The sequence below is a fragment of the Idiomarina aquatica genome, assembly GCF_004362895.1.
In the GTDB taxonomy this organism is placed as follows: Bacteria; Pseudomonadota; Gammaproteobacteria; order Enterobacterales; family Alteromonadaceae; genus Idiomarina.
The window spans coordinates 373,897-395,170 of record NZ_SNXI01000001.1 but is presented as its reverse complement, the minus strand read 5'-3'; the positions used below and the strand labels follow the sequence as shown (position 1 = coordinate 395,170).

General features: G+C 46.3%; 22 protein-coding genes and 1 tRNA gene. 14 read left to right on the top strand and 9 right to left on the bottom strand.

Going from position 1 to position 21,274, the window contains the following annotated elements; translation table 11 throughout:
* The coding region (locus tag DEU29_RS02010; RefSeq protein WP_133538550.1) for an IS1182 family transposase at window positions 1-1,023 on the bottom strand (1,023 nt) is incomplete at its 3' end.
* Between the two features lie 264 nt (window positions 1,024-1,287).
* Between DEU29_RS02010 and DEU29_RS02005 the strand changes: the two genes are divergently transcribed.
* From DEU29_RS02005 to DEU29_RS01980, 6 genes are all read left to right on the top strand, one after another.
* Entirely contained in the window at window positions 1,288-2,295 is a 1,008-nt protein-coding gene (locus DEU29_RS02005; RefSeq protein WP_133538549.1) for a sensor histidine kinase, read from the top strand.
* Entirely contained in the window at window positions 2,288-3,001 is a 714-nt protein-coding gene (locus tag DEU29_RS02000) for a LytR/AlgR family response regulator transcription factor (protein ID WP_164976534.1), read from the top strand. Before DEU29_RS02005 ends, DEU29_RS02000 begins: the two co-directional genes overlap by 8 nt.
* A gap of 26 nt (window positions 3,002-3,027) precedes the next feature.
* On the top strand, window positions 3,028-3,876 hold the full coding sequence (locus tag DEU29_RS01995) for an acyl-CoA thioester hydrolase/BAAT C-terminal domain-containing protein (protein WP_133538548.1): 849 nt from the start codon (window positions 3,028-3,030) through the stop codon (window positions 3,874-3,876).
* Window positions 3,877-4,321: 445 nt separating this feature from the next.
* Window positions 4,322-5,197, top strand: a complete 876-nt coding sequence (locus tag DEU29_RS01990) for a hypothetical protein (RefSeq protein ID WP_133538547.1) — start codon at window positions 4,322-4,324, stop codon at window positions 5,195-5,197.
* Window positions 5,198-5,292: 95 nt separating this feature from the next.
* Window positions 5,293-5,601: a hypothetical protein gene (locus tag DEU29_RS01985; protein ID WP_133538546.1), complete on the top strand. Its 309-nt coding sequence runs from the start codon at window positions 5,293-5,295 to the stop codon at window positions 5,599-5,601.
* A 42-nt stretch (window positions 5,602-5,643) separates the two neighbouring features.
* Window positions 5,644-6,363, top strand: a complete 720-nt coding sequence (locus DEU29_RS01980; RefSeq protein ID WP_208107592.1) for a hypothetical protein — start codon at window positions 5,644-5,646, stop codon at window positions 6,361-6,363.
* 157 nt (window positions 6,364-6,520) lie between these two features.
* On the opposite strand, the gene DEU29_RS01975 is transcribed toward DEU29_RS01980, so the two are convergent.
* From DEU29_RS01975 to DEU29_RS01965, 3 genes are read right to left on the bottom strand one after another with little or no spacing between them, the layout of a single operon-like run.
* Window positions 6,521-7,585, bottom strand: coding sequence for an HD domain-containing protein (locus tag DEU29_RS01975; RefSeq protein WP_133538545.1), 1,065 nt, complete (start codon window positions 7,583-7,585; stop codon window positions 6,521-6,523).
* A gap of 4 nt (window positions 7,586-7,589) precedes the next feature.
* Window positions 7,590-8,774 carry a site-specific integrase gene (locus DEU29_RS01970; RefSeq protein WP_133538544.1) on the bottom strand — a complete coding sequence of 395 codons (1,185 nt, stop codon included), beginning with the start codon at window positions 8,772-8,774 and terminating at the stop codon, window positions 7,590-7,592.
* A 12-nt stretch (window positions 8,775-8,786) separates the two neighbouring features.
* The gene (locus tag DEU29_RS01965) at window positions 8,787-8,996 is read right to left on the bottom strand and encodes a hypothetical protein (RefSeq protein WP_133538543.1); all 210 of its coding nucleotides are present in this window, start codon (window positions 8,994-8,996) and stop codon (window positions 8,787-8,789) included.
* Between the two features lie 125 nt (window positions 8,997-9,121).
* Here DEU29_RS01965 and DEU29_RS01960 point away from each other — a divergent pair, with 125 nt between their 5' ends.
* Window positions 9,122-9,328: a helix-turn-helix domain-containing protein gene (locus DEU29_RS01960; protein WP_133538542.1), complete on the top strand. Its 207-nt coding sequence runs from the start codon at window positions 9,122-9,124 to the stop codon at window positions 9,326-9,328.
* A gap of 235 nt (window positions 9,329-9,563) precedes the next feature.
* Here DEU29_RS01960 and DEU29_RS01955 read toward each other — a convergent pair.
* The 3 genes from DEU29_RS01955 to DEU29_RS01945 all read right to left on the bottom strand — a co-directional run bounded on the left by DEU29_RS01955 (window position 9,564) and on the right by DEU29_RS01945 (window position 12,438).
* Window positions 9,564-9,640, bottom strand: a tRNA-Val gene (locus tag DEU29_RS01955).
* Between the two features lie 101 nt (window positions 9,641-9,741).
* A complete protein-coding gene (locus tag DEU29_RS01950) occupies window positions 9,742-11,403 on the bottom strand; it encodes an isovaleryl-CoA dehydrogenase (RefSeq protein ID WP_133538541.1) in 1,662 nt (553 codons plus the stop codon).
* 48 nt (window positions 11,404-11,451) lie between these two features.
* Window positions 11,452-12,438 (bottom strand): DUF3080 family protein, encoded by a 987-nt coding sequence (locus tag DEU29_RS01945; RefSeq protein WP_166635858.1) that lies wholly within the window; start codon window positions 12,436-12,438, stop codon window positions 11,452-11,454.
* Window positions 12,439-12,531: 93 nt separating this feature from the next.
* Between DEU29_RS01945 and DEU29_RS01940 the strand changes: the two genes are divergently transcribed.
* Window positions 12,532-13,152, top strand: coding sequence for a riboflavin synthase subunit alpha (locus DEU29_RS01940; RefSeq protein ID WP_133538539.1), 621 nt, complete (start codon window positions 12,532-12,534; stop codon window positions 13,150-13,152).
* Here DEU29_RS01940 and DEU29_RS01935 read toward each other — a convergent pair.
* Together DEU29_RS01935 and DEU29_RS01930 are read right to left on the bottom strand one after the other, a co-directional pair.
* Entirely contained in the window at window positions 13,149-13,358 is a 210-nt protein-coding gene (locus tag DEU29_RS01935) for a CPXCG motif-containing cysteine-rich protein (RefSeq protein ID WP_133538538.1), read from the bottom strand. The two genes, DEU29_RS01940 and DEU29_RS01935, sit on opposite strands and share 4 nt — an antisense overlap.
* 203 nt (window positions 13,359-13,561) lie before the next feature.
* The gene (locus DEU29_RS01930) at window positions 13,562-14,419 is read right to left on the bottom strand and encodes a DMT family transporter (RefSeq protein ID WP_133538537.1); all 858 of its coding nucleotides are present in this window, start codon (window positions 14,417-14,419) and stop codon (window positions 13,562-13,564) included.
* 202 nt (window positions 14,420-14,621) lie between these two features.
* Between DEU29_RS01930 and thrS the strand changes: the two genes are divergently transcribed.
* The 6 genes from thrS (at window position 14,622) to pheT (ending at window position 21,272) form a co-directional block, all read left to right on the top strand.
* Window positions 14,622-16,535, top strand: a complete 1,914-nt coding sequence (thrS, locus tag DEU29_RS01925) for a threonine--tRNA ligase (RefSeq protein WP_133538536.1) — start codon at window positions 14,622-14,624, stop codon at window positions 16,533-16,535.
* 22 nt (window positions 16,536-16,557) lie between these two features.
* Window positions 16,558-17,103: a translation initiation factor IF-3 gene (gene infC / locus DEU29_RS01920; protein WP_133538535.1), complete on the top strand. Its 546-nt coding sequence runs from the start codon at window positions 16,558-16,560 to the stop codon at window positions 17,101-17,103.
* A gap of 74 nt (window positions 17,104-17,177) precedes the next feature.
* Window positions 17,178-17,375, top strand: coding sequence for a 50S ribosomal protein L35 (rpmI, locus tag DEU29_RS01915; RefSeq protein ID WP_053953836.1), 198 nt, complete (start codon window positions 17,178-17,180; stop codon window positions 17,373-17,375).
* A 14-nt stretch (window positions 17,376-17,389) separates the two neighbouring features.
* Window positions 17,390-17,743 (top strand): 50S ribosomal protein L20, encoded by a 354-nt coding sequence (rplT, locus tag DEU29_RS01910; protein WP_053953835.1) that lies wholly within the window; start codon window positions 17,390-17,392, stop codon window positions 17,741-17,743.
* Between the two features lie 133 nt (window positions 17,744-17,876).
* Entirely contained in the window at window positions 17,877-18,857 is a 981-nt protein-coding gene (gene pheS, locus DEU29_RS01905; RefSeq protein WP_133538534.1) for a phenylalanine--tRNA ligase subunit alpha, read from the top strand.
* A gap of 27 nt (window positions 18,858-18,884) precedes the next feature.
* Entirely contained in the window at window positions 18,885-21,272 is a 2,388-nt protein-coding gene (gene pheT, locus DEU29_RS01900; RefSeq protein ID WP_133538533.1) for a phenylalanine--tRNA ligase subunit beta, read from the top strand.
* The last annotated feature ends 2 nt before the right edge of the window (window positions 21,273-21,274 follow it).

The window sequence follows — 21,274 nt, the reverse complement described above, 5'->3', positions numbered from 1 at the left end:
GTCTTTTTCTTTGTTATAGACAAAGTCTTCTTTGGTAAACAGTCCTTTTTTTCGATTAGCCGAAGTACGGATCTTCGGAACAATTGCAGTAACGCTTGCCTGATGAACAGTCTTAAAGCTCGTGCTATCGTCATAACCTCTATCAGCAAGAATGGTAATGTCTTGTTTACCTAACGCTTGTTGCACATGCTGGCTCATCGGGACAAGCTGATGTCTGTCACTTGGGTTATTAGTCACGTAATGGGCAAGTATCAAGTGATGTTTGGTGTCGACAGCCGCTTGAACATTGTAGCCGACTAATACGCCTTTATGCTTGAGTGCCATTCGCCTGCTATCGGGGTCGGTATAAGAAATCTGTTTATCGGGTAAAGTTTCCAGTTCTTGCTGCATCGCTTTTTCGCTTTCAAGGCGCGCTTGCAGTTTCACCAGCTTACCTTTCACTTTTTCCATGTCGTCAGTGCGGGACTGGCGGTCTGCTCTATCGAGTTCCATAAGATAATTCGCAATATCTTTTTCGGTCGTTTCGATACAGGTCTTAATCAAACCGCGAGAGTAGTTCTTAGCGATATTGTTAACCGCTTTGAATTTGGTACCGTCAATAGCCACGATGGCATACGTAAACATATTGAGTTCGCGGCATATCAACACAAAACGCTTACAGACTTGTTGTATCGCGTTGCCGTTGTCACGTCTGAAATCGGCAATCGTTTTAAAATCTGGGGTAAGACGCTCAACCAGCCACATCAACTCGACATTACGCTGAGTTTCTTTTTCTAAACGTCTGCTTGATTGAATGCGATTAAGATAACCATAAAGGTAAATCTTGAGCATGGTTGCCGGAGAATAGCTTGGCCTACCTGTGTTGGCTGGTTGGCAACGTGCAAAACCCAAGTCAGATAAACCTAATGAATTGATAAACATATCGACTGCACGAACCGGATTATCTTCATGGATGTAGTCATCTAAAACTTCGGGAAACAGCGTGCTTTGTGTTCGGCTTTGGCCTTCGATAAATCTCGACATGTGATTGAAACCTATCAATTTTTTGATAGTTTTATTGTACCAATTCAGATATCAATTGAGGACCGATACTTAAGACCGATTGATCATATAAAAAGTCTTCTTAGACCAAAAGGTGATCAATAGTTTTCACACAGCCTGCGCTCATAGCGGACGAACCCTAGCGACAGTTCAACCCTTTATTTTAACCATTCAGTCAGAAACACAGTGACACTCAGTTTCAGGGCTTTAATAATGTCTGCATAATCAAAAGCAGCGGACACACCGATGCCAGAAATCACTAAAAAAGAACTGTTTATTGCATTACTCGGGTTAAGTTTTATCAGTGCCACGATTACCTTTCTCGACTGGTGGCAACGAGGGCAGGCAGGAACCAATGACGCTCTGTTAGCTGGGGCTGTTGCGATTGTCTTCCTATTTTGGGTACCTATTTCTTCGGCCATATTCGCTATCAAAAGGCTCGCCATCAACAATATTTTCTATGAGTTGCTTCTATGGTTTGGTTGCTTTTATATCGGCTATCGAATCTGGGGCTTTGCTCTAGCAGGCATTTACTCAGCTGTTAACTTTGGTTGGCTTGATGTCTTTTTCATGTCAATTCCCTGGGCTATTGGAACCTATATTCTTTATCGTGCCTATAGAGCCTACAAAGCATTACAAATCGAACGTTTGCTGCGCCAGCATGCTGAGTTGAATCAACTAAAGCATGCCTTGCATCCTCATTTCTTGTTTAACAGCCTTAATACGTTAACGGCTTTCATTACTTCGAATCCGAAAAAGGCAGAGCGGCTGACTCACGATTTAGCCTCCGTACTACGACATATCCTTGATACCAATAATGTCGATACCATAAGCCTCAAACATGAATTAATGATCCTACAAAAGTGGCTGAATATAGAGCGTGCTAGGCTCGGTGATGATTTGAAAATAGATATAGACATTGATGAAGCAACTCTAGACGTGAAAATTCCACCATTTTTGTTGCAACCAATACTGGAAAACTCAATTAAACATGCCACGCGGTTTCCAATTAAATTAACGTTAGTGTGTAAAGCTCGTGGAAGTGCTCTACAGGTTACTATCCGCGACAATGGTCCCGGTTTTCCTGACACCGTGCTGGCTACTCAACCTGAAGATTTAAAACATTCGGGACTCGGTTTGAGCACGACAATCCGACGGATTGGCCTTATGCGCCATGCCAATATCCAGCTGTCGAATGACCCAGAGTCTAAGGGAGCGGTTGTCAACATCAGCCTGGAGTCCAATCATGATTAATACTCTTTTTATCGTTGACGATGAATACGCAAGTAGACTGAAGCTGAATCAGCTTATAAGTGCATTACCCGAGTGGCGTATTGAAGCCGAGCTAAGGTCCGGAGAGGAGCTTTTTCAGCATCTTTCAGAGTCACAACCCGATGTCATTTTACTCGACATTAATATGCCAGGACTGAATGGAATCGATGTGCTGTCGCAATTAAACCGGCAACACTGCAATAGCGAAGTTATCTTCACAACGGCACACAGCCGTTATGCCGTTGAAGCCTTCAACGGTGCCGCCGCTGATTACGTTCTCAAACCGATTAGCCTACAACGACTTCAGCTCGCACTTGAACGAGTCGCTGAGCGGCTGCGACTAAAACGAGCCCAAACGCTGCCACAAACATTGATTAGTCAGGTGGGGCAACGTATGAGAAACGTAGGAATTGAGGATATCGATGCCATTATTATCGACAACGGGACGCAAGTGGCCCATTGCGGTTCGCAGACTTACCCTCTAGACAAGACATTAACTGAGCTGGAGCAACAACTGCCAGCACACTTTCTCCGTGTCCATCGTGGCGCAATCATTAATCGGCTTCGATTGAGCGAAGCCGAGCGCTGGCTTAATGGGCGCTTGCTCTTAAGATTTATTCACTCCGAGCTGGAAGTATTAACCAGCCGTAATGGCGCACGCCAACTAAAAAGGCACTTAACGATGTAGTGCTTAACCCTAAAAAAGGAATAACAATGAAAAAATTAATAACACCATTTTTACTGGTGGGGGCTCTTGCGTCCTGCGAGAACGCACCAGGACCTGATCTATACACCAATTACATTAGCGACGGCGAAGCACACCCGTTAGTCATTCTGGTAGGAGGAAGTGACGGTGGTAATTACTTTGCCAATCCAAATATGAAGCCGTTGATGGATAGATATCACGATTATGGATTCTCTGTTGCATCAATGGGTTACTTTGATACGTTGGGAACGCCCGATAGCCCTATTGAGCTGTCTTTAAACGAAATTGACGCGCGTATTAAGGCAATAACTGAAGACTCGAGCATTAAAGGTCAGTGTGTTGCACTTCTCGGTTTCTCAAAAGGTGCGGAATTATCTTTGTTGCTTGGCAGCCATTTTAATACGGTTAATCACATTGTTGCTGCATACCCGAGTCATGTTGTCTGGAATGCAGTGAAAACACCAATGAGCTATTCAAGCTGGAGCATCGACGGACAGCCACTACCTTACATTGAGGCCCCTTTATTATCTTTTGACATGCTATCCGGAATTTTTACCGGTGAGTACCGAAATGCCTTTACTGACGCTTTATCTGAAGCTTCCCCAAAAGAGTTAAACGATGCTGCAATTCCTGTCGAGAAGATCAAAGGCTCGGTTACGCTGGTCTCAGCAAGGCAAGACCAAATTTGGCCTTCATTCGAAATGGCTAATAAAATTGAACAAAGGTTGTCAGATAATAGCTATGAGAACCCCGTTCTGCATGTCGCTTTGGAGGGAGACCATTACAGTTATAACAAGGAAACAATGGATACTGTCTTGACTCACCTGCAGCGTGTCATGGGCCCGGAATGTAACTAGGTATAAAGCCAGCGTGTTTGCTGGCTTGCACTGACTAAGAATAAATTGCCAGATAATACTAGTAGTGTCCGCTAAGAGCGACCAGCGGACCCTCTGACTTTCAGCCTGCTCCAACTAGTGAATAGCCGTCCCGTTACTAATAATTGTGGGCATTCTTAGCGATGCACGGCACATTCACTTCGGTAATATTCCGTATTTTGTTGTTGTGCTGTGTATTTAAGTCGTTTAATGTCAATTACATAACAAAAAATAAAGGTTAGATATTGTGCGCCGGTAGAGTGTAACTGAGCATGCTCAAATTGCCTTTGCTAACTCGGAACCTTTCAAGTCAGGAATGCTGCTTTATCATAAGTTAAGAACCGAAAACTATTAATTAGACGAGGTTCTAAATGCGCACGCACAATATACAACTGTTACGTGTCAGCACATTGAGGATTTTTAGTTAATGAAAATTGGAGCAGCAGCAATCTCGAAAATTGCTGAAATGATATGTGGCGATCAACCATTTCAGTTTTTCCCGTATAGAAGCTCGTCTTACCTTACGCGATTTTTTGTCGATTTAGACCTTGATTATGTTCATGATGGATCAACTAGACGAGTATGGGTTAGGGAAGTTCTTGATGAACTTAATAGACGGCAATCTCCAGATAATATGCCATCACCAGAAATGGTTAAGGTCATTGAGTATCTCTTACATCCAGATCACTTTCTTTTTGATGATAACGTTGACCGTGATAAGGCTTTAGAAGCTATCACTTCATCGTTAAAAACAAATGATTTAACGATTTCTGTTCAGGCGAACGGAACAGTTCGGTTACTTCCTGCGAATGGCGAGTTCGTTTCAACATCTTTTGAAGAAATCCCAACCGAGAGAGTAATAACGTTTAAACCCAGCGTATTTCAAGTTCCTACTAAAAAATTAAACGAAAAGCTAATTTCCGTGATGATGCCATTTAATGCCGGATTTAATGGCACTTACTCAGCTGTAACGAGAGTGGCTGATTATATGAGTTTGGAATGCAAGCGAGCTGATGACATATGGGATAATTCCACCTTTATACAAGATATCTTTGATTTGATATTTTGCTCTAAGGTAGTGGTGGTTGATTTCACTGGTAAAAATCCTAATGTCATGTATGAAACGGGAATAGCACATACTCTTGGAAAAACTGTTATTCCAATTACTCAGTCCCTTGACGATATACCTTCTGATTTAGGGCATCATAGGGCATTAAAATACTACCCAAATGAAGAAGGATTAAGGAATCTAAGTAATGATTTATACAAACGCCTTCAATTTATCTATAAGCAAAACACGTAACAAGCGCATGTTGCAGGACTGGTTTTCCGCTGCGTTTCAAACCAGCCGCAAATGCGGGTGTTATGCCCTACTAGCATTCATGGAGAAAATTGATCATGTACGAAAAAACAATATCAGAGCTTAAGGAACTTCGAACGGTTGCGTCTCACATTACTAATCTTGGGAAGGTAATGAATAAGACAGAGGATGAAAAGCTGAAAGAACTTATTGGCAATGTAATTACTCCATTACAAAGATCTCATGCAAATCCAAAAGTTAAGGGAAAGTCTACTCCAGGCAGTCTGTACAATGCCAATGACGCCAATATAAAGAGCCTTATTCAGTACTGTAAGGGCTATATAACTATCAAGAAGCCGGAGTGGCAGGTTCTGGCAGAGCGCCATGGCTGGGCACCAAAAGCATAACTAAGTGCTTCAACACGCCCCTGAAACTCAGGAGATTTTCATTTGAGATTGCCTTTTACTTGCATGAAGTGCACTTTCGGTGAGGATGCCAATAGTCATCCGCCATATCCGAAGTACGTGGAGCTCAGAGATGATGGCCGCTATGAATTTACCTGTGAAAAAGGCCACACCACAGTAACGGTCTTGCAAGAGCAGAAGTTCGAGGTGCTTTTTGATCTGGGAGCTTACGCAGTCCTTGATGGTTACTATCGAGAGGCTGTTGCCTCTTTCACCTCAAGTCTCGAACGATTCAATGAATTCTTTATAAAGGCATGTCTGTTTGAGGACGGATTAGAAGAAAGTTTAATCACTGAATCTTGGAAAAAGGTTTCGTCTCAGTCAGAACGTCAACTCGGTGCTTTCATTTTCCTTTATCTAAAATGTTTTTCCGAGAGCCCATCTCTACTCCGGCAGAAGCAGATCCAGTTCCGTAACGAGGTAATTCACAAAGGTAAAATTCCATCGCGCGAAGAAGCCGTCAAATATGGTCAGGAAGTATTAGATACAATTAGGCCAATATTGCGGCGGGTAAAGGCTGACCTCCCATCAGGAGTTGAGAAAACAGTCCTTCACCATCTCATGAACAGCCGCAAAGCTGACGAATCTCAGCCGGTTGGTACGATGAGTATTGCCACTATAGTGAGCCTAAATGATGGTACGGGGAAAGAGCCTACGTTAGAGGAGGCGTTGTCTGAAAAACGGTGGTGGCGGGACCGATGGTAATATCCGTGTAACCAGTCGGTGAAGCCGACTGGTACTACGCTGCGCTCCGTATCGGCGGCTTACCAAGACGTTAACGTCCGCTGTTGGCACATAGCAGACATTTAGTTTATAAAGGTGAGAAGCGCAATCGGTAAATCGGCTTCTCATTGGGGACACATCAGGCTAGTCGACAGTACTCTAATTGACCAAGCCTTGCTAGGTTCTGGTGAGTTGAGGCGGACGCAAATGCGGCGTTTTCATTACCGAATTCGGCACTAATTCTATCTGCCGTTGCAACGACATGTCCGATTGCAAATTTAGTAGGGCGGCCATAACGAGACCCTGGTGATGAACACGTCCAAATATGGCGTAGTGTTTCAGCCAAATTGTAGTTGTCGGAGTCCAGCTCTTTTAGTGCTTCGGCACAAATTTCTAGCGTTTGAGCATTGTGGTCGGTTAATTTCCCATTAAGGCTCATACTTCCGTAGTTATTGTAACTTCGGACCTTTCCAATATCGTGCAGAAGACCGCCTACAATAGCCAGCTCTTTCTCATTAGGACTACGGTAAAGTTCAATATTATTTATAATACAAGCAACTTCAACGGAATGCTCTAAAAGACCACCTGGGTAAGAATGATGATACTTAGTACTGGCAGGTGCTTGTAAGAACCTTTGAAATACTTGATCTTGATTGAGAACGCGACAAACAAATCGTTTCAACGGCGGGCTTTCTAGTTCTCTGGCGGTACTGATTAACTTATCGAATACATCTTTATTTGGGCAATATAACCGGGGTAAAGTAGTTAACGCTGGCGCTTCATGAAGTTCATTTTCTGTTGCTAAACGAATTTCGTCAATAACGATAGTTGGTTTCTTTTCAGCAGGATTTTTATTACATGAAGTAAAATAATTAACAGAGCCCGAGGCATAAACACAAGTGTTCATTGAATTTCTGTAGGGCGGGTTCCAATCAAGTGGTTTTCGCTCAGGCCATATAACGGCATGGACGTCACCTGTTGAATCACTCAGTCGGATGCTTACGTATGGCTCACCGTTTTTGGCGATTTTAACTATGACACCGGTAATGCGATACAAACCCGTGAGATAGCCATCGTTAATGCTTTGTGCAATAGTTTTAACGTGCACGTTTTCATTTTTTTGATTGACGGGCGAGGGATTATCACCCCCGTTAGTGATGTTATGATTATTAACGTAACTTGCCTTTGCTACTGAATTTAACATTGTATTAATCCTCCGACTTATTTAAGTCATTTAAATGTTCAGTAAGTACCTTGTCTAAAAGAGAGCCGTCTTTGCGTGTAAGGTTTGGAACATAACGAGAGTAAACTTTGAAGAGCATCTGGGTATTTGCGTGACCCAATTGCCGGGCAATCCACTCTGCATTTTCGCCAGCAGCGAGCCATAAAGAAGCTGCTGTATGCCTTGTTTGATAGGGTTTGCGTTTGGTAAGCCCAAGGTACTCTAGGGTTGGATACCAAACACGTTTTGTCACATTGTTGTGCTGGAGGGGGGAACCGTTCGGCGAACAAAACACAAAGTCGGATTTTCCGTATGTGATTTTCATTTGTGATTTTAGTGCGTCAAAAACAGTTTGGCTCATGTCAATTTGCCGAAATGAACCGTCAGTTTTGGTGTCAACAAGCTCATCCATGACTTTAGAGTGACGCACTAAAACCTGACGCTTGTTAAAATCAATATTATCCCAATGGAGCCCATCTATTTCGCCTGTTCTCATGCCGGTAAAGAAACGAACGATGTAGTAATTTTTGAAATCCGGCCGAACAGCATTGATAAAACGTTTGATTTCCTCTAGCGAAAACGGGTTTACATCTGTGCGTTTAATTTTAAGTGGTTTGATATTTAGCCACGGGTTGGGGAAGTCAAATCGGTCAGATGCTTCCACTAAGATCATTCTAGCGATGCTCATGATTTTATTGATGCGAGCGTTACTTAAGTTGGTACCAAGATGCGAGGTGGTCTTGAGTAACGACGCTCGAAACTCCATAATCACCGCTTTAGTGATTTCATTTACTTTAGACTTGCCTAGCTGCGGGATCAAATATGAATCGAGCGTATACCGAACTGTTTGTATATAGCTTTTTCTCCATTCGCCTTCGCGCTCCCGAAACCAAAGCTCTGAGAAATCTGAAAAAAGTGGCGCGCTGTTGGTTTGTGAAGCCGCTCTTAATTGGTTTAACTGAGATAACTTTTGACCACGTTCGGAGTTTGGAAAGTATTCGTCATATTTAAACGTACCGAGGACAAGCTCAGCTTCCATACGCTCTACTATTTTTCTGAGCTTTTTTCTGTTGCCTGGGGTATCAGCATAAACAGTTCTTTCTCTACATCGCTGTTTTTCATACCTGAAATCTACGACTAGCTTCCCATTTCTCGAGTTAATTGACGCCATAATAAGATCTCCTTATCCAATTGCCTTACTATCCATGAAGGTATCTCTCATCATTTCAGATTCGACTTTTTCCCAGATATAAAGAATCTTTCGGCCACCAAAAGGGTGGAAGTAATGGATTCCTTCAAGAAGCACAGAGTCTTTAAGGTAGTTACGAATAGTGCGAGGCTCATATTTAATGCGTTTAGCAAGCTCATCAGTTGTCAGATATGTGCGACTCATAGTAATATCTCCAATCAACAAAAAGTATTTTTAGTAGATTAAAATTGTCTACAGGAGATAATTTAGCACAAGTAAAATCCCCTGCAAGCATTTTTTGTCTATAGAAGATAAAAAAGGTCTATTGGATGATAAAATCAAACATTGCTGTTCTTTTAGCCGAGAGAAAGTTAAAGATGTCAGATCTTGCCAAAGCGACAGGAATTAATAGGGGCACGATCCAGCGGATTTACCACGATGAAGCAGCCCGAATTGAAATAGAAGTCATGAACAAAATGTGTGAATTTTTTGAGTGTACGCCTGGGGATCTATTTATTTACAGCCCTGATGAGTAATGATTTTTAACGCTTATCGATAAAGTTTGTATAGGTTCGTATTCATAAAACTGAATAATTAGTCAGATCAATCTTTGAGTGCATATTGCAAAAGGTTTTGAAACAATCGGGTGATAAAATAGGCTAGGGCACTGAATGGTCACCGTTTGGTCACCAATAAAATATGTGGCTGAGATAGTGGATTTATCTTGGCTACTAACTTGTTGAATAATTGAGGTTTTTCTTGATAATAGAGTGGTGCGTCCTAGTAGACTCGAACTACCGACCTCTGCCATGTCAAGGCAGCGCTCTAACCAACTGAGCTAAGGACGCACATTTTGGGGTGCTGTGTCGTGAAGACGGGCGCTATATTATTCATTTAGTACGTGCGGTGCAAGTGTTTTTTAACCCGCAACCGCCTGACTGGCGATGTTTTAGGCAAATGATCGTTCAATAATGCCTTCGACGTTAACTGAAGCGGGCAAAGTGCCGTAATTCATCGCCTGGCAGGCGCTTAATCGCGCGTTACAAAATGCCTCGCCGATATAATCCGGTGCATGTTGTAATAACAGTGCGCCTTGCAGTGCTAACGCCATACGGTCAGCAAAACTCCGCGCATGGTATTGCCAGTCGTCTTTGGGTGTTTGTTTAAAGTCATTGTGCAGTGCATTAACAAAGTTATCTAAAAGCGGGTGTTTGCCGGCAGCTTTGCTCACTTCGTTAAAATACGCTTCAAGTACCTTTGGCTCCTTTTGAACGGCACGTAAAATATCTAAGCATTGTACGTTGCCGCTGCCCTCCCAAATGCTGTTAACCGGCGCCTCGCGCAACAGCCGCGGCATGATGGTATTTTCCATTAAGCCCATGCCGCCGATAACTTCCATCGCCTCGTAGGCGTGCTGCGTTGTTCTTTTACAGATCCAGTATTTACCAATCGGTGTGGCTATACGGGCGAACAATTTTTCGCGTTCGTCATTTTGCTGATCAAAGGCACGCGACATGCGCAGGGTTAAGGTCATTGCCGCTTCGCTTTCGAGTGCTAAGTCGGCCAGTAAGTTTTGCATCAACGGTTGTTTATCTAGCGTGCTACCAAATGCCCGACGGTGACGGCAATGATGAATGGCCTGCACGGTAGCCTGGCGCATACCCGAAGACGAACCGATCATACAGTCGTAGCGGGTCATGGCGACCATTTCGATAATGGTACGCACGCCACGGCCGGGTTCACCGACCATCCAGCCTAATGCGCCCCGCAGTTCACACTCGCTGGAGGCATTGGCGACATTGCCCATTTTGTTTTTCAGCTGCTGGATTTGGAGCGCGTTCTTAGTGCCGTCGGGTCGCCAGCGAGGCACCAAAAAGCAGGATAAGCCACCGGGCGTTTGTGCGAGCACTAAAAACAAATCACACATGGGGGCGGACACGAACCATTTGTGACCGACCAATTCATAGGCTTGTGCCGGGCCTTCTGCACCGATGGGGTAAGCGGTTGTGCTATTAGCACGAACATCAGAGCCGCCTTGCTTTTCGGTCATGGCCATACCGACGGTCAGGCCATTTTTGCGGTTGTCGGGTATGTTGTTAGGGTCGTAGTAAGGCGCCATGATCTTATCGGCAAACTGTTGGTACAACTCGGGTTGGTGTTGGAGCGCTGGGATAGCAGCAAAGGTCATGGTAACCGGGCAACCATGCGCGGCTTCAACCTGGGTATGCAGATAGTATTTGGCCGCCCGTGCAACCTGCGCGCCTTTGCCCGGCTGGCGCCAGGGGCTCGAATGCAATCCCTCAGTGATGGCGATATCCATCAACTGATGATAAGCCGGATGATAATCGATCTGATCAATACGGTGACCAAAGCGGTCGTGGGTTTGCAGTTGCGGCTTATTGGCGTTGGCGTCAAAGCCCAGTTTAATCCGTTCACTGAAGCCACACTCGGCGCCAAAACGGGCGATGTCGGTTTCGGCCCAGCCGGCACCTTCGCGTACAACAGCTTCTTGTAGCGCGATGTCTGCAGCGTACAGATTATAATCCTCTAACGCCGGCGGTTGGTTAGTCACCTCATGGGTTTGTGCGAAATAGTTGTCTTTGTTGCTCATGATGGCAAGGCTCCGGTCAGACCAGTTGCTTATTAACCCAGCTTAGGATTAATCGGCGCCGGGTGTAAAGCCACAGTCAGCAAATAATTGTTGCCAGGGCTGCACAAAGGCTTTACTCGCTTCGGTCAGTTGTTCGCCTTGTAAACTTAATTCAGTTAAATATAGCTTCAAAGCCGTCTGCGGCGTTTGATCTGCAAGGTTTTCTAACACGGGTTTTAGTTGCTGGTATTGGGTTGTCAGTGCCGCCAGCGTGACTTGTACCTCGCTGATAAAAAACTGCATAAAAACGTTTTGTAGAATACTCGCGCGCTCGGGTACGCCCCTGGCATTGCAACCGGCCGCCCGGGTTAGTGATGGCAATTGTTGCTGCAGTTGTTGTAGTTTTAACCGCATTTCGATGGTCGAACGCATAAGCCGGGGTAGGTAGTCTGATTGCGCTAATTGCTGCCGCCAGTTGGCTAATTGTGCATCGGCGGTTGGCTGTTGTAACCACTCAGTCAGCTGTTTAAGGGCATTAAGGGGCGGTTCAAAGCGGCTATCGCTAATAACAGAGAGTGGCGTGTTGCTTACTGTCAGTGCATGCCGCAGCGCCTTATCAGTCGCAAAACCTTGTGCTTTGTCGTACGCCAGTTGTTGCCGTTTATCTGCGATGGCCTGTTCTAGTTCTGTTTTGATCGGCGCTGAGTCGGAGTGTTCTGCACAAGATTTAAGTGCGGTTAACAATGCCAGGTCGTCCTGATAGCGCATTAAGCCATCTTCCAGGCGCCCCAGCGAGCTATTGCGCTCGGCAATGAGTTGACCAGCGCTGCAGTGGCCTAACTGCAGGCTGATTAAAAAGCTCATGCCGGCGGGCTCGCCAATCGGTTTTAGTTCACGCACCGCTGGCATTGGCTCAGGCCGCGGCGTGTAGTTCAGCGTAGCGGGCGGGGTGTTTAATGTACTGGCAATACGTTGGTTAAGTGTATCCACTGAGCTGACGACATTATCCGGCTGCGAACAGCCCGGTAGCGATACATTAATGCAGATCAAACCCAAGGCGAAACCGAGACGCCATAAAGGCTGGCATCTTTTAATGAACCTCAGTAAACTGCCTCGCATGATTGACCCTTTAGCTGTTTAGGAACGCATATGTTCACTGGTATTGTACAAACTCAGGCGCAAGTTGCTCATATTAAGGATTCCGATGAGTTTCGCCACATCACGTTGCAAGTTGCACCGCAGTTTTTGCGCGAGCTGGAAATTGGCGCCAGTATTGCTATAAACGGTTGTTGCTTAACGGTGGTTCACTATACCGAAGATACGGTTGAGTTCGATGTTATCGATGAAACCCTACGATTAACTAATTTAGGCGATTTAGGCAAAGGTAGCCTGGTTAACCTGGAGCGGTCGTTAAAGGTCGGTGACGAAATTGGTGGGCATCACGTGTCCGGACATATTCACTGTCAGGGCTCGCTGGTGGAAGTAGAGCAAAGCGAAACGAATTGGGCTGGCTGGGTTGAAGTGCCGGAACAGTTTATGCCGTATCTGTTTGCTAAAGGCTTCATTGCGGTTAACGGTGCCAGCTTAACCATTGGTGAGGTGCTGGATAACCGTTTTAGCCTGCATTTAATCCCGGAAACACTGCGGTTGACCAACTTGGCGCAAGCGCAACCGGGTACGCAGCTCAATATTGAGTTTGATCAGCAAACCATCACAATTGTCGAAACGGTAGAGCGGGTGCTGCAACAGCGCGGAAAACAGACGAGCTAATAAAACTGCTCGTCGTTGCCGTCAATGCGCACGCGGGTTTTCTGATTCATTTCGTCAACCTGCAACTGCACATGAATTAAATCACCACAGGCTGCGCATTCGTCCTGATAATCCTGATTACCCGCCGAGGTATCAATATCCAGTGCTGTGGTTTTCCCGCAATGCGGGCAGCGCACCACCACGCTGTTAAGATCTTCTTCGTGCATGATCATTTCCTCTAGAAGGACTGTGTCTGCAAAGCGCTTCGGGATTATTCGCTTGGAGCTTGGTGGGGGGCTAACACAGACACGCTACAAGTTCATCCATGAACGCTTATCTCAGGCCATCCCTGGCCTTCGATAGTCTGTGTTAGCCCCCACCAAACTCCTTAGCGCGAATAACACCGAAGCGCTTTGCAAGCTCAGTTTTACTATAGGAAAAGAATCGCTATTCCAGCCAGTGAGATCAGTGCGCCGATGACCGAACGGGGCGTAATCTTTTGTTTTTTCAGCAAAGATATCGGGATTAAAAATAGCGGGGCGGTTGATAGCAAGGTTTGTGTTAGGCCCGGGTTGATATTAGCGATGGAAATCTGTTGTAGCCAAATCGCCAGGAAGGTCCCAAAAACGATGGCACCAAGTAAAGGAAGCGGATTAATCGAACGCAGCTGGCTAACAATAGCTCCGTAGGCTTTGCGCTGTGATAAGCCGACGATAATAGCCAATAATACCGAGCCTGCTGCTAAGCGCACAAAAGCGGCGTCAATGGCATTGACCGACTCGGTTTGCAGTACCGAAAATGCCATCACCAAGCCGCTGGCCTGGCAGACGGCCGCGCCACAGCCGAATAAAATACCGGCTAACGACAGTGCCGGCTGTTTGTCAGGGGCTTTTTCGGTCACTACAACCAATACGCCGCTTAAGGTAATGACTGCACCAGCGACTTCGATAGCGGTTAAGCCGTCAGCTAAAAATACCCAGGCCATAAACGCGGCTAGCGGCGGGGCAAGGTACTCTAAAAGCATCGCATGCCAGGGGCCAAGCCGTCGTAACGCGGCAAAATGGCAGCTATCGCCAATGGTGATGCCGATAACGCCGCTTAACGCCAGTAACCAAAGGCCACTGGTTAGCGTTAACGAGTTGCCCAGCAGCAAGCTGACGATTAATAATAACGGTGTCGCAATAACACCTTTAACCAGGTTCATTTGCAGTGGCGAGAAATGGCTGCCTGCGCGGTGATAGAGCACCGTTGCTACTGCCCAAAAGCTAGCGGCCAATAATGCCGCCATTTGACCTATCGTCTCTGATATCAAAACAGGCTCTGAGGTTGCTCAAATGTAAGCGGTCGATTATAGTAGCGTCTTGCGTTCGATGGTACCGAACGCCCAATATTTCGTAAGGTTTTTTGCACACTTATAACAGCGTTGCATTGAGCCAAAATAGAGCACGTGGCACTTGGTAGGTGTCACCACTGGTTGCAAAGGAAGTTTCATGCCTGTAATTACTCTCCCTGACGGAAGTCAACGCGAATTTGATAAACCCGTTTCAATTTATGATATCGCTATGGATATCGGGCCTGGTCTGGCGAAAGCGACGGTAGCAGGCCGCATCGACGGCGAGTTGGCCGATGCCTGCGATATGATTGAACACGACGCGAAAGTCGAGATCGTAACGCCTAAAGATGAGGACGGTGTACATATTATCCGCCACTCGTGTGCACATTTGATGGGCCACGCGGTTAAGCAACTGTGGCCGGATGCGAAAATGGCGATTGGTCCGGTTATCGACAATGGCTTTTATTACGATATCGACGTTGACCACACCTTCACCCAGGAAGATCTGGAGAAGATCGAAAAGCGGATGAAGGAGTTGGCTAAAACTGACTATAAAGTGATTAAGAAAAACGTCAGCTGGAAAGAAGCGCGTGAGACCTTTGTTGACCGCCACGAACCCTACAAAATAGAGATCCTGGACGAGAATATCCCAACCGATTCTTATCCTGCGCTTTATCATCACGAAGAATATATCGATATGTGTCGCGGCCCGCATGTGCCTAGCATGAAGTTCTGCGAACACTTTAAAGTGATGAAAATGGCCGGTGCCTATTGGCGCGGTGATTCCGACAATAAAATGCTGCAACGGCTATACGGCACGGCATGGTCGGATAAAAAGCAGCTAAAAGCCTACCTAAAGCGTTTAGAAGAAGCGGAAAAGCGCGATCACCGTAAAATTGGCAAAAACCAGGACCTGTTCCACTGGCAGGAAGAAGCGCCGGGCATGGTTTTCTGGCATCACAATGGCTGGACCATTTTCCGTGAGTTAGAAGAGTATGTGCGTGAAAAACTGCGTGAATACGATTACCAGGAAGTAAAAGGTCCGATGATGATGGACCGTGTGCTTTGGGAGAAATCCGGTCACTGGGAGAAATTCTCTGACTTGATGTTTACCACCGCTTCTGAGAACCGGGAGTACGCGGTTAAGCCGATGAACTGTCCGGGTCACGTGCAGATCTTTAACCAGGGTCTAAAATCTTACCGCGACTTGCCACTGCGCATGGCTGAGTTTGGCTCTTGTCACCGTAATGAGCCATCAGGTGCCTTGCATGGCTTGATGCGTGTACGCGGCTTTACCCAGGATGATGCGCACGTATTTTGTACCGAAGATCAGGTGCAGCCGGAAGTAGCAGCCTGTATCAAAATGGTTTATGAAACCTATGAAACTTTCGGTTTTGACAAGATTGACGTGAAGCTGTCGACACGTCCGGAAAAACGCTTAGGCGACGATGCTACCTGGGATCGCAGCGAAAAAGCATTGGCGGATGCGTTAAAAGCGCACGATATTGATTTTGATTATTTACCGGGTGAGGGCGCGTTTTATGGTCCTAAGATTGAATTTACCCTGTTTGACTGTTTAGGTCGTGCCTGGCAGTGTGGCACTATCCAGCTGGACTTTGCACTGCCGGGGCGCTTAGGCGCAACCTATGTAGGCGAAGATAACGAGCGCCATACGCCGGTGATGATTCACCGCGCAATTTTAGGCTCGCTGGAACGTTTCATGGGTATTCTAATCGAAGAATACGCAGGTCACTTCCCGCTTTGGCTGGCGCCGACGCAGGTTGTTTTAATGAATATCACGGATAATCAGAGCGATTATGTCAAAAACGTGGTAAAATCTTTGAATGAAAAGGGAATTCGTGCCTCAGCCGACTTGAGAAATGAGAAGATTGGCTTTAAAATCCGAGAGCATACTCTTAAACGAGTTCCTTATTTACTGGTTGTCGGCGATAAAGAAGTCGAAGCTGGTGAGGTTGCGGTTCGTACCCGTGGCGGTGAAGACCTGGGTAAAATGCCTTTGGAAGACTTCATTGCTAAAGTTGAAGACGAAGTATGTACACGCAAAATTTAATAATTACTTGGAGGAATAAACCATTAAAGGCGGAAAAAGAACTCAAAAAGCTGCAGATAAAAACCGTATCAATGACCAAATTACCGGCGTTGATGAAGTTCGCTTAATCGGTACCGATGGTGAACAAGCAGGTGTCGTCAGTATTAACGAGGCTCTTGACGCAGCAGCGGAAGCTGGTGTCGATTTGGTGGAGATGAGCCCTAACGCGGAACCACCGGTCTGCCGCTTGATGGATTACGGCAAGTTCCTCTTTGAGAAGAGCAAAGAACAAAAAGAGCAAAAGAAAAAGCAGAAACAGATTCAGGTTAAGGAAGTTAAGTTCCGACCTGGCACTGATGAGGGCGACTACCAGGTAAAACTGCGCAACCTGCGTCGCTTCCTCGAGGGAGGTGACAAAACTAAAGTCACTATCCGTTTCCGTGGCCGGGAAATGGCACACCAAGAGTTGGGTATTGAATTGCTAAACCGTGTAAAAGCGGATTTAGAAGAAATCTCAACTGTTGAGTCGTTCCCTAGAAGGGCTGAAGGTCGCCAGATGATTATGGTTCTGGCGCCATCTAAGAAGTGATCGTGGTCTACAAGTAGGCAGCTTGGCTGTCTCACCCTTTCACACTTTCAATCAACAATGCGGAGTTTAATTTCATGCCAAAAATGAAATCAAACAAAGGCGCTTCTAAGCGCTTTAAAAAGACTGCTTCAGGCGGTTATAAGTGCAAGCAATCTCACTTGCGTCACATTCTGACTAAAAAAACTCCTAAGCGTAAGCGTCAGCTGCGTGCTAAGAGCATGGTCCACGAAGCGGACATTAAATTAGTCGATCGTATGTTACCGTACGCATAAGGGGAGATTAGCAAATGGCACGAGTAAAACGTGGTGTAATCGCGAGAGCGCGTCACAAGAAAGTCCTGAAGCAGGCGAAAGGTTATTATGGTGCTCGTAGTCGCGTTTATCGCGTCGCGGTACAGGCAGTCACTAAAGCAGGTCAATATGCATACCGTGACCGTCGCAACAAGAAACGTCAATTCCGTCAACTGTGGATTGTTCGTATCAACGCTGCGGCACGTCAAAACGGTTTGTCTTACAGCCGCTTTATCAACGGCCTGAAAAAAGCATCAGTAGAAATCGATCGCAAGATCCTTGCTGATATCGCAGTTCACGATCAAAACGGCTTTGCTGCTTTGGTTGAGAAAGCGAAAGGCGCACTGTAATAACGACTTTTTAAGTTCGTTTAAACAGATTTCAAAGGGAGCCAATTGGCTCCCTTTTTTGATCGTTTTTCTGCTAGAATAGCGCCTTTAAAATTTTTGCTTTGTAAGCATGTCGTGAGTGTTGAGGGAAACAATGCAATTACAAGAAATCGTTGCACAAGCCGAAGCGGCTATCGCCAATGCGGATAATCCGCAGGCGCTGGACGACGTTCGTGTTCAGTACATGGGTAAAAAAGGCCAGTTAACTGATTTGTTAAAGGGCTTAGGAAAACTTGACCCGTCCGAGCGTCGCGAAGCGGGGCAGAAAATTAACGAAGCTAAGCAACAGGTGCAAAGCAGTATTAATGCACGTAAAGAGCTGCTGAAAGCCGAAGAGTTGAAAGCCAAGTTAGAAGCAGAACGTTTAGACGTGAGTCTACCTGGCCGTGACAGCGCTGTAGGCGGTGTACACCCGGTAACGCAAACGATTCGTCGGATAGAGCAGTTCTTTGGTGACCTGGGCTTTAGTGTTAAAGAAGGCCCCGAAGTCGAAGACGGTTTTCATAACTTCGATGCGCTGAACATTCCGGCTAACCATCCGGCGCGTGCCGATCACGATACTTTCTATTTTACTCCCTCAACGATGCTGCGTACGCAGACGTCGGGCGTTCAAATTCGTACCATGGAAGTTGAGAAGCCGCCTTTACGTATTATTTCGCCAGGCCGCGTTTACCGTAATGATTACGATCAGACTCATACGCCAATGTTCCATCAGGTCGAGGGTTTGATGGTCGATACCGACGTGTCGTTTACTCAGCTTAAAGGCATTTTAGAAGATTTCCTCACTCACTTTTTTGAAGAGTCATTGCAAGTGCGTTTCCGCCCTTCGTATTTTCCGTTTACCGAGCCCTCGGCAGAAGTCGATGTGATGGGTAAAGACGGTAAATGGTTAGAAGTACTGGGTTGCGGAATGGTGCACCCCAATGTGTTGAAAGCGGTTGGCATTGATCCGGAAAAATACACCGGCTTTGCCTTTGGTATGGGCGTTGAGCGTCTAACCATGTTGCGTTATGGCGTAACCGATCTGCGCGCGTTTTTCGAAAACGACTTACGTTTCTTAAAACAATTCAACTAATTACAGTATTTTAAGGGCATTGGCATCATGAAATTAAGTGAACAGTGGTTACGCGAGTGGGTTAATCCGGCCGTAGACAGCAATGAATTAAGTGAACAGCTCAGCATGGCGGGTCTGGAAGTTGACGGTGTTGAACCTGTCGCCGCAGAATTCCATACCGTCGTTGTCGGTGAAGTCGTTGAATGCGGTCCGCATCCCGACGCTGACAAGCTGCAAGTCACTAAAGTTAATACCAACGACGGTGAGCTTTTAGATATTGTTTGCGGCGCACCCAACTGTCGCCAGGGCATTAAAGTGGTGGTCGCAAAAGTCGGCGCTGTTTTACCCGGTGATTTTAAAATCAAAAAAGCCAAACTGCGCGGACATCCGTCGCACGGCATGCTTTGCTCATTTAAAGAGCTGGGCTTAATTGATGATCACGACGGTATTATTGAATTACCGCAAGACGCTCCCGTCGGTACCGATTATCGCGAATACCTCGGTTTAGACGATCACAGCATCGATATCGATCTAACGCCTAACCGCGGTGATTGCTTAAGTGTTCGTGGTATTGCCCGTGAACTTGGCGTGTTAAACCGTCTGGACGTCAATGAGCCGGAAATTAATGACGTAGCAGCTAAAATTGACGAGCAAAAGGCGATTCATCTAGATGCGCCGGCGCAATGCCCGCGCTACTTAGGTCGTGTGGTTAAAGGCATTGATGTGTCACGTCCAACGCCTATTTGGATGAGTGAAAAACTACGTCGTAGTGGTATTCGCAGTATTGATCCGGTGGTGGATATTACCAACTACGTATTGCTTGAGTTGGGCCACCCAATGCATGCGTTTGACTTAGATACGTTGCAAGGCGATATTCACGTGCGCCTGGCGGCGGCCAAAGAGAAACTGACGTTACTCGATGGCGAAGAGGTTGAGCTTGATGACGATGTTCTGGTTATTGCTGATGAGCAAAAAGCCTTAGCAATGGCGGGTGTCTACGGTGGTAAAAATAGTGGTGTGACCGTCGAAAGCAAAAACATTTTCTTAGAAAGCGCGTTTTTTGCGCCTGATGCCATTTTAGGTAAAGCTCGTCGTTTTGGTCTGCATACGGATGCGTCACATCGTTATGAGCGCGGTGTGGATCCACAATTGCAACGCAAAGCAATGGAGCGTGCAACACAGTTATTGCTGGATATTTGTGGTGGCGAAGCCGGGCCGATTACTGAAGCAGTTTCTGAGCAACATCTGCCAGCGCGCGCTAAGGTGACATTACGCAGTGTGCGTTTGACCAAAGTGCTGGGCGTACACATCGCCGATGAAGAAGTCACAGAGATTCTTCGGCGTCTGGGTCTGGAAGTGACCTACAACAATGGCGAGTGGCAGGTTCAGGTGCCTTCTTATCGTTTTGATATTGCGATTGAAGAAGATCTTATTGAAGAAGTCGCGCGAGTATACGGCTACAACGCGATTCAGGCGGCTGCACCAGCGGCACAACTGCGAATGACCGACCGCAAAGAGGCCGCAGTAAGTCGTCATACGTTAACCAATGCCTTGGTCGAGCGCGGTTATCAAGAAGCGATTACCTATAGCTTTGTTGACCCTAAACACCAAGCCATGTTGTTTAACGAAACGGCTGCGTTAACCTTACCACATCCGATTTCTATCGAAATGTCCTCAATGCGCGTTAGCCTGTGGCCGGGTTTAGCGGCTGCGGTTGCGCACAACCAAAAGCGTCAACAGGCAGTTTTAGCTTTTGTCGAAACGGGACTACGTTTTATTCCTGATGAAACCGCGGAGAATGGCGTGCGTCAGGAGCCGGTCTTAGGCGGTATTCGAGCCGGCAAAGCTCACACGGAGCACTGGTCTGAAGGTGAACGAGCGGTTGATTTTTACGATGTTAAAGGCGATGTCGAGGCCTTGCTGCAAAAAACCGGCGAGGCGCATTTATTCCGTTTTGTCGCTGACCAGCATGATGCGTTGCATCCGGGCCAGTCGGCTGCTATCTATAAAGGTGAACGTAAAGTTGGCTTTATTGGCGCACTGCATCCGCAACACGAGAAGGCGCTTGGCTTAAATCAGCGCGCATTTGTGTTCGAAATTGAGCTTGATGCCATTGCGGTTCGACGCATTCCGGTGGCTCAGCCGATTTCTCGTTATCCGAGCATTCGACGCGACCTGGCGATTGTTTTAGATGAGCAAATTGCGGCAGGTGAAGTGTTAGCTGCGTTGGAAAATGTTGGCGTAAAACAGTTAGTTGGCCTAAACTTATTTGATGTTTACCAAGGCGAGAATCTGGCGCAAGGTAAACGCAGTCTGGCGTTAAGTATCACGTTACAAGATGCTGATAAGACGCTGGAAGAGGCCGAAGTTAACGAGCTTATTGAACAGTTTGTAACGACGCTAAAAGACGAGTTTAATGCAACCTTGAGGGATTAAAC